The organism is Sandaracinaceae bacterium, assembly GCA_020633055.1.
Lineage (GTDB): Bacteria > Myxococcota_A > Polyangia > Polyangiales > Houyiibacteriaceae > JADJJE01.
The window spans coordinates 1-6,022 of record JACKEJ010000024.1 but is presented as its reverse complement, the minus strand read 5'-3'; the positions used below and the strand labels follow the sequence as shown (position 1 = coordinate 6,022).

The 6,022-nt window shown below is 70.1% G+C and carries 5 protein-coding genes; 1 reads left to right on the top strand and 4 read right to left on the bottom strand.

What is annotated here, in order from left to right:
• Window positions 1–362 (top strand): insulinase family protein (locus H6726_32725; protein ID MCB9662450.1); only part of this gene is annotated, 362 nt, incomplete at its 5' end.
• Between the two features lie 156 nt (window positions 363–518).
• On the opposite strand, the gene H6726_32720 is transcribed toward H6726_32725, so the two are convergent.
• The 4 genes from H6726_32720 to H6726_32705 form a co-directional block, all read right to left on the bottom strand.
• Window positions 519–3,395, bottom strand: coding sequence for a patatin-like phospholipase family protein (locus tag H6726_32720; protein ID MCB9662449.1), 2,877 nt, complete (start codon window positions 3,393–3,395; stop codon window positions 519–521).
• Window positions 3,392–4,588 (bottom strand): MFS transporter, encoded by a 1,197-nt coding sequence (locus H6726_32715; protein MCB9662448.1) that lies wholly within the window; start codon window positions 4,586–4,588, stop codon window positions 3,392–3,394. The genes H6726_32720 and H6726_32715 overlap by 4 nt, the downstream gene beginning before the upstream one ends.
• 164 nt (window positions 4,589–4,752) lie before the next feature.
• On the bottom strand, window positions 4,753–5,739 hold the full coding sequence (locus H6726_32710; protein MCB9662447.1) for a sterol desaturase family protein: 987 nt from the start codon (window positions 5,737–5,739) through the stop codon (window positions 4,753–4,755).
• A gap of 28 nt (window positions 5,740–5,767) precedes the next feature.
• Window positions 5,768–6,022 (bottom strand): hypothetical protein (locus tag H6726_32705; GenBank protein MCB9662446.1); only part of this gene is annotated, 255 nt, incomplete at its 5' end.

The following is a 6,022-nucleotide window of genomic DNA, read 5'->3' as shown; positions in this document are numbered from 1 at the left end:
CGAGCGTGGCCCCGAGCGACGAGGAGACGCAGCTGGCCCGCCAGTACCTGAGCAACTCCTTCCCGCTGACCATCGACACCTCCGGCAAGATCGCCGGCCTGGTGGCGGGGCTGCGCGGCTTCGGGCTGCCCGACGACTACTGGGAGACCTTCCGAACGCGCATCCGCTCGGTGACGCCCGAGGAGGCGCTGGCCGCGGCGCGCGCCAACGTGCGCCCCGAGCAGATGGTCATCGTGCTGGTGGGCGAGGCGTCGCAGTTCGCGGAGGCCATGCGCGCCTACGGGCCGGTCACCATCACCAACACGGCGGGTGAGGTGGTGCGCCGCCTGACGGCGACCCGGCCCGCGCCGACCGCCCGCTGAGGGCGACCCTACCCGAGAGCGCCGAGCTCGATCGACCACGAACGCCAGCGCAGGCGCAACGAGTGGGCGCGCCGCGGCCCTTCACCGAGCACCAGACCGAGCGCGGCCAGCGCGAGGACCGAGGGCCAACCGGTCATGACTACGCACCTCCAGGACTCATAGGGGCCCCGCGACGGGTGGGACGCTGCGTAGATATAGAAAGAGGGCGTGCAGCTCCGCGTCCTGCATATGCCGCGAGATGCGCCAGGGCATGATGGGATTGACCGCGCTCCCGTCTGGGCGCTTGCCCTCCTTCAGCAGACGGACGAAGTCGTCCTGGGTCCACGCCGCGAGCCCCTCCGCGTGCGACGTGAGGTTCGCAGCCACCGGCCACGACGGGTCGCCCCCCGGGATGGGTCCCCCTCCGAGGTCGGACCCGTGACAGGGTCGGCAGGTGTGCGCCAGATGCTCGCCGTAGGCGATAGGGTCCGCGAGAGACGGGGGGCGCACGAGCCGCGCCGCGCTGTGGCTCACCTCGTCGGCGCTGAACCGCATGACATCCAGGGCGAACAGCACCGCCCCGAGCACCCCGACGCCCGACTCAGGCTGCACCACTTCCCGCGCGGGGAGCGACCGCGCATAGACTATGACGTCCGCCACCTCTTGGTCGCTGATCATGGCGGATTCCATGACCGGCATCAGCGCGGCCAGCCCGTTGGGACGCACGCCGTGGCGAACGATGCGCTCCCAGTCCTCGGAGCTGTAGGCGCGGGTGACACCGCCGCGCGTAATGTTGGGGGCAAAGGCGCGCCCGATGAGGGGCACGTCCATGACCGGACCTCCGCTGAGGTCTTCGCCATGGCAGTCCACGCAGCCGAGACGCGCTCGCATGACGTGCCGCCCTCGCGCGACGCCGCGCTCGTGAGCGACAACGTCCGGGTCCTGGCCGGGCTCGAGCTCGGCACGCTCACTCTCGGAGAGGGGAAAGGGCACCGGGAGTGTGGACGCGGGAATGGGCCGCAGCATCGCCTGTAGCTGCGCAGCGCGAACGTTGGCCCACACCACGAAGGCGGCGAGCAGCACCAGCAGCACGAGCGCGGCCCTGACCCAGCGGCGCCTCTTGGTGTTAGGCATGAAAGGGCTCGTTGCGGTGGGCTCTGCCACGGGTTCGACAGGACGGGCAGGCTTCCCCAGACGCTCTCGATGCAGATTCCAGGCGGGCGTCACCTGCTCGAGCGCGTCGGCTCGCGCGACCTTGACCAGCGCACTCGCCTCGTTGCTGCTGAGACCGAAGAAGCCGCTGACCTCGACACGGGGCCGCACAAAGATGACGTTCGGACGCGCGGAGAGCGCGATGATGAGCTCCCGGTGGGCGTAGCTGCTGAGGCACATCGCGTGGGTGATGACCTCGTTGAGGCGGGGGTAGCGGCCCTTTGGACTGAAGGCCACACGCCACCCCGACAGGGTGTGACCGTACTCCTCCACGCCCTGAAATGCGCGGAACGTCTCGCTGCCGCTGATGTCGAGGTCGGACGCGATCATGAGCCCCGACGCGCAAGAGGGCTCGAGCGCCTCGACGGGCAGGTTCGCCATGACCCCGCCGTCCACCAGCACTTGCCCGTCTTGACAGACGGGCGGCCAGTACGCTGGGAGTGACGCGCTAGCCCGCAGCCCCAGCCAAAGCGGGCCACGGTCGATGGCCACGCGCTGGCCGCGAGCAAGATCCGTGGCGGACATGATCACCGGGATGAACTGGTCCTCCATACGCGCGTCGCCGAAGACCTCCCGCAACGCGCTAGCGGTGCCGCGGCCGCTCATGAGCGACACGAAGGGCGGGCCCAGGTTGGTCCAGCGCGGACCGATCGCGTCGAGGCAGTAGCGATAGCGCTGAAGCGTGACGGCGGCCGACGCGCCTTGAGCGACGCTGGCTGCAATGGAAGCCCCCGAGCTGTTCCCGGCTACGATATCGATGGGCAGCCCCAGCTCCTCGAACGCGAACAACACGCCGACGTGTGCCGCGCCCCGAGCCGCTGCGCCGCTGAAAGCGACGCCAATGCCATACCCCGTCAGGAGGCGCGCGACGCGCTGCATGTCGTTGGGCACGCCCAGCCGGACGTGGTGATGGCTGACCACCGCGTGCGCGGACAGCCACGCAGCCGTACCGGACGCCTCGCGGGCCTCGTCCGGCTGGAGCAACAGCAGGTGGTGGGTGGCGGCGTCCTCGACCTGTGGTGGCGGCGGCGCAACGACCCCAGTGCCAACACCCACCAGAAGCACCCGGTCAGCCTGCCGCGCGCAGCGCGCAGACCAGTGGGCATCACCGTCATCCACGTACACGACGAAGTCGCTCTCGTCCTCGAAGGCGTTGAGCAAGTGGGTCACAGGCCCCGCGCCGCGCTCGGCCTCGCGATTCCAGTCGGCATCCACAAGCGCCACACTCCCGAGCGGCGCGAGCGCATCCCTGAAGGCGACGGCCACCTGGGGCAGGTTCACGTCTGGGCTGAGCGCTCGCAACGCGAAGACGTTCGCGGTGGCGCGCAGCTCGGGTGTCACGGTGTCAGCGTCCATCGCCCTGCGCGCGGCGATGCGCCCCAGCTTGAGCAACAAGGCGGGCACCTCGAGCGCGTGCGCGGTGAACCAGTCTGCGCGGAGCTTCGCAAAGACCGTGTCCCGCAGCGTCGTAACAGAGACCGTGCGAATGGTCGACGCCAAGAGCGACATCTCGCCCAACACCTCGCCGGCCCGGACCTCGGCCAACACGCGCTCACGCTCGCCGTCGTGGGTCTTCACCTGGCAGCGGCCACTGACCACCACGTAGAGGCCATCAGCCGGGGTGCCCACCCGCATCACCTCCGACTGCGCGGGTGCCCAGACGCGCTCAAGTGCGCCCTCCAGAAGCGACCAGTCACTGTCGCTGACGCCAGCGAAGACGTCCACACCACGCAACAGAGTGATCTCGGCGGCTGTGAGCGCTTGGTGCCCGTGCTGCGCGTCGAACCGCGAGAGACGGTCCCCTTCATCGGCCGGCGCGCGTGTGTCCACCCGGTCGTTCACGGACCACCCTCTCCCGCCGCGACGGCCGCAGCGCCGCGCTGCACGCTCCGGCTCACCCACGGTGCTTGTGCAAGGATTGCGCCCCCCAACAAGGCACAGCACGCGACGGTGCCCAGCGCGTGGAACCCGTGCAGCAAGCCCGCGAGCACCGGACCGACGATGTACGCGAGGCCGAGCGCTGCGCTGGACCCGCTGCTGGCCCGCCCATGGCTGCGCGGCGGCACCACCGCGAGCAGGGCTGTCTGCAACGCGGGCATCGCGAGCCCGTGCGCCACGCCCGCGACCGCGTAGCCGAGCCAGGCAAGCGGGGCGGTCCGCGCGGCCAAGAGCAGCAGCATGCCGACCAACAGGGCGGCACCCGAGACCGCGACCGTCGCGCCTACGCGCCAGCCAGAGCGACCGCCGAGGACCGCTTGGGCGCCGCCGCTGGCGACCGCGGCCACCGTGAGGCCCACCCCGGAGGTCCACGCCGCATCGGCGCCAACGAGACCTAGGACGTCCACCGCGTAGTAGCTGGAACCGAAGTCCACCAGGGCGAGGCCCAGGTTCACGACGAAGAGCCCGAGGAGCATTGCGCCGAGGTAGCGCCACGGCAGCGGCTCGACCGCAGACGCGCCGTGATCCGGGTGTGCGGTCGGACGCGGCAGGCGCATCGCCGCGAGCCCCGACGCCGCCGTGAGTGCTCCGAGCAGCTCTAGCCGCGTGGTGGACGCGAGACCCGGAGCCAAGGCCACGAAGGCGGGCCCGCCCACGAGGCCCACCGACGACATCGCACCGAAGCGCGCGATGGCCTGCGCAGGGGCGCTGCGGCCAAGCGCCGCCACCAGCGGCAGCGACGCCACGGCGGCGCCCCCCACGGCAAAGCTGGCGACCGCTCGGAGGCCGGCGGTCAGCGCGAAGTTGAGCTGCGGAGAAGCGCCAGCGTGGGCGAGCCAGGCGATCGCAGCGCCCCAGACGGCGAAGGCCACGCCCGCCATGACCTGGCCCGCGATCAGAACGGCGCGCGCATCGAAGCGGTCCGTCAGGCGGCCCCAGAGAGGCATCGAGAGCAGCATCGCGAGCCCGCCCACGCCGCCAACCGCTCCCATCGCCGTCTCATCGAGCCGCAGCAGCTCACCGAGTTCATGCCAGAGTGGGGCAACAACACTCAGGTTGGCCCATGTCAGCGCCAAAGCGGCGCCAACGAGACTCACGTCTCTCTTCTCGGTCGAATTCATTGCGTGGGGCACGCGACGCGACCGTCACGTGTTGCGACGACGTTCCACGCGGGAAAAAAGGGGGGGGGTTACGAGTACCACACGGTCTGCGGGATGGTCATCGGAAAGTTCCAGAGCCTGCCCCAGCAGCGGCGGGCAGCTCAGCCTTCCGGTGCTGGGGGGAGCGGCGCGCTGTCCGTGCTGCCAGCGATCAAGGTGCGAAATGGATACGCGAGCTGCACCACGTAGTTCTCGCGGATGCCTTCGAAACCGTAGCTCGCCGGAAGCTCGCCCTGAGGACGGTGGAACGTGCCGAAGACCCTGTCCCACAGCACCAACGCGCCGCCGAAATTGGTGTTCGAGAGGTCGTAGTCGCGGTGGTGGTGGAAGTGGTGCACCGCGGGAGTCACGAGCAGGCCGTCCAGCCACCGCGTCTCGAGGCGCACGTCGCAGTGCTGCAGCCACGAGTTGGCGAGGATCATGCCGCTCAGCGGCGCGGTGACCTCCGAGGGCACCCCTAGTAGGCCCAGCGCACAAAACTGGGCGGCCCGGTTGATGGTCACGCTCACCAGGTGGTGCCGCGACGACGCGAAGAGATACAGCTCGGTGGCGCTATGGTGCACGGCGTGGAAGTGCCAGAACGCGTCCACACGATGCAGCAACCGATGCATCACGTAGTAGACGAGCTCCACGAGCAGCAGGGCCAGCGCGAACTGCAGCACCCAGGGCTGGTCCGTTGGCCACGGCGCAGTACCGAGCAACGCCGTGATGCGTGTGGACGCCGCGAAGAGGCCACCTACGAGCAGCGCCTCCATGGCGGAGCCGGGCAGCATGTTGGACAGGAAGGTGTGGACGATGTCGTTGGGGGCCTTGCGCCACCACGCACCCGCCGGCATGCGATACGGCAGGGCCAGCTGCACCACGAGGGCTAGCAGCAGGCCCGCTGCGGCCATCGCCGCGAACACCTCCTTGGGAGGCCAGGCGCTAGCCGACGCGTACATGCCCGCAGCGGCCGTGAGCGCGAGCGCGCCTGGGTAGACGATGGCCGTGGCAGGGTGCACCGGAGCGGGCACACTGATTGGGTCGTTGGGGGGAGACGACACACTGGCACCATACACGTCCGTCGCGCCGACGAGAGGGCTCTTCACGGGCCCGCGAGCGTGGGCGAGTCCCACGCTACGGGGAGCAGGTGCCGCTCGTGGTGTAGAGGGTGGCGACCTCCGCGTCGGAGAGCGCCCTCGAGTACAGGCGGAACTCGTCCATCACCCCGCCCGCGGGCAAGCCGAAGTTGGCACCGTAGGCGCCGACCTTCAGCGACCCCGTGCCGCTGAGCGACGGGGTCCCCTGGGCGACCGTGGTGACGAGCACTCCGTCGAGGTAGCCCCGGACGACGTTGGCGGTCGCGTCGTAGACGAACGTGGTCATGTGCGG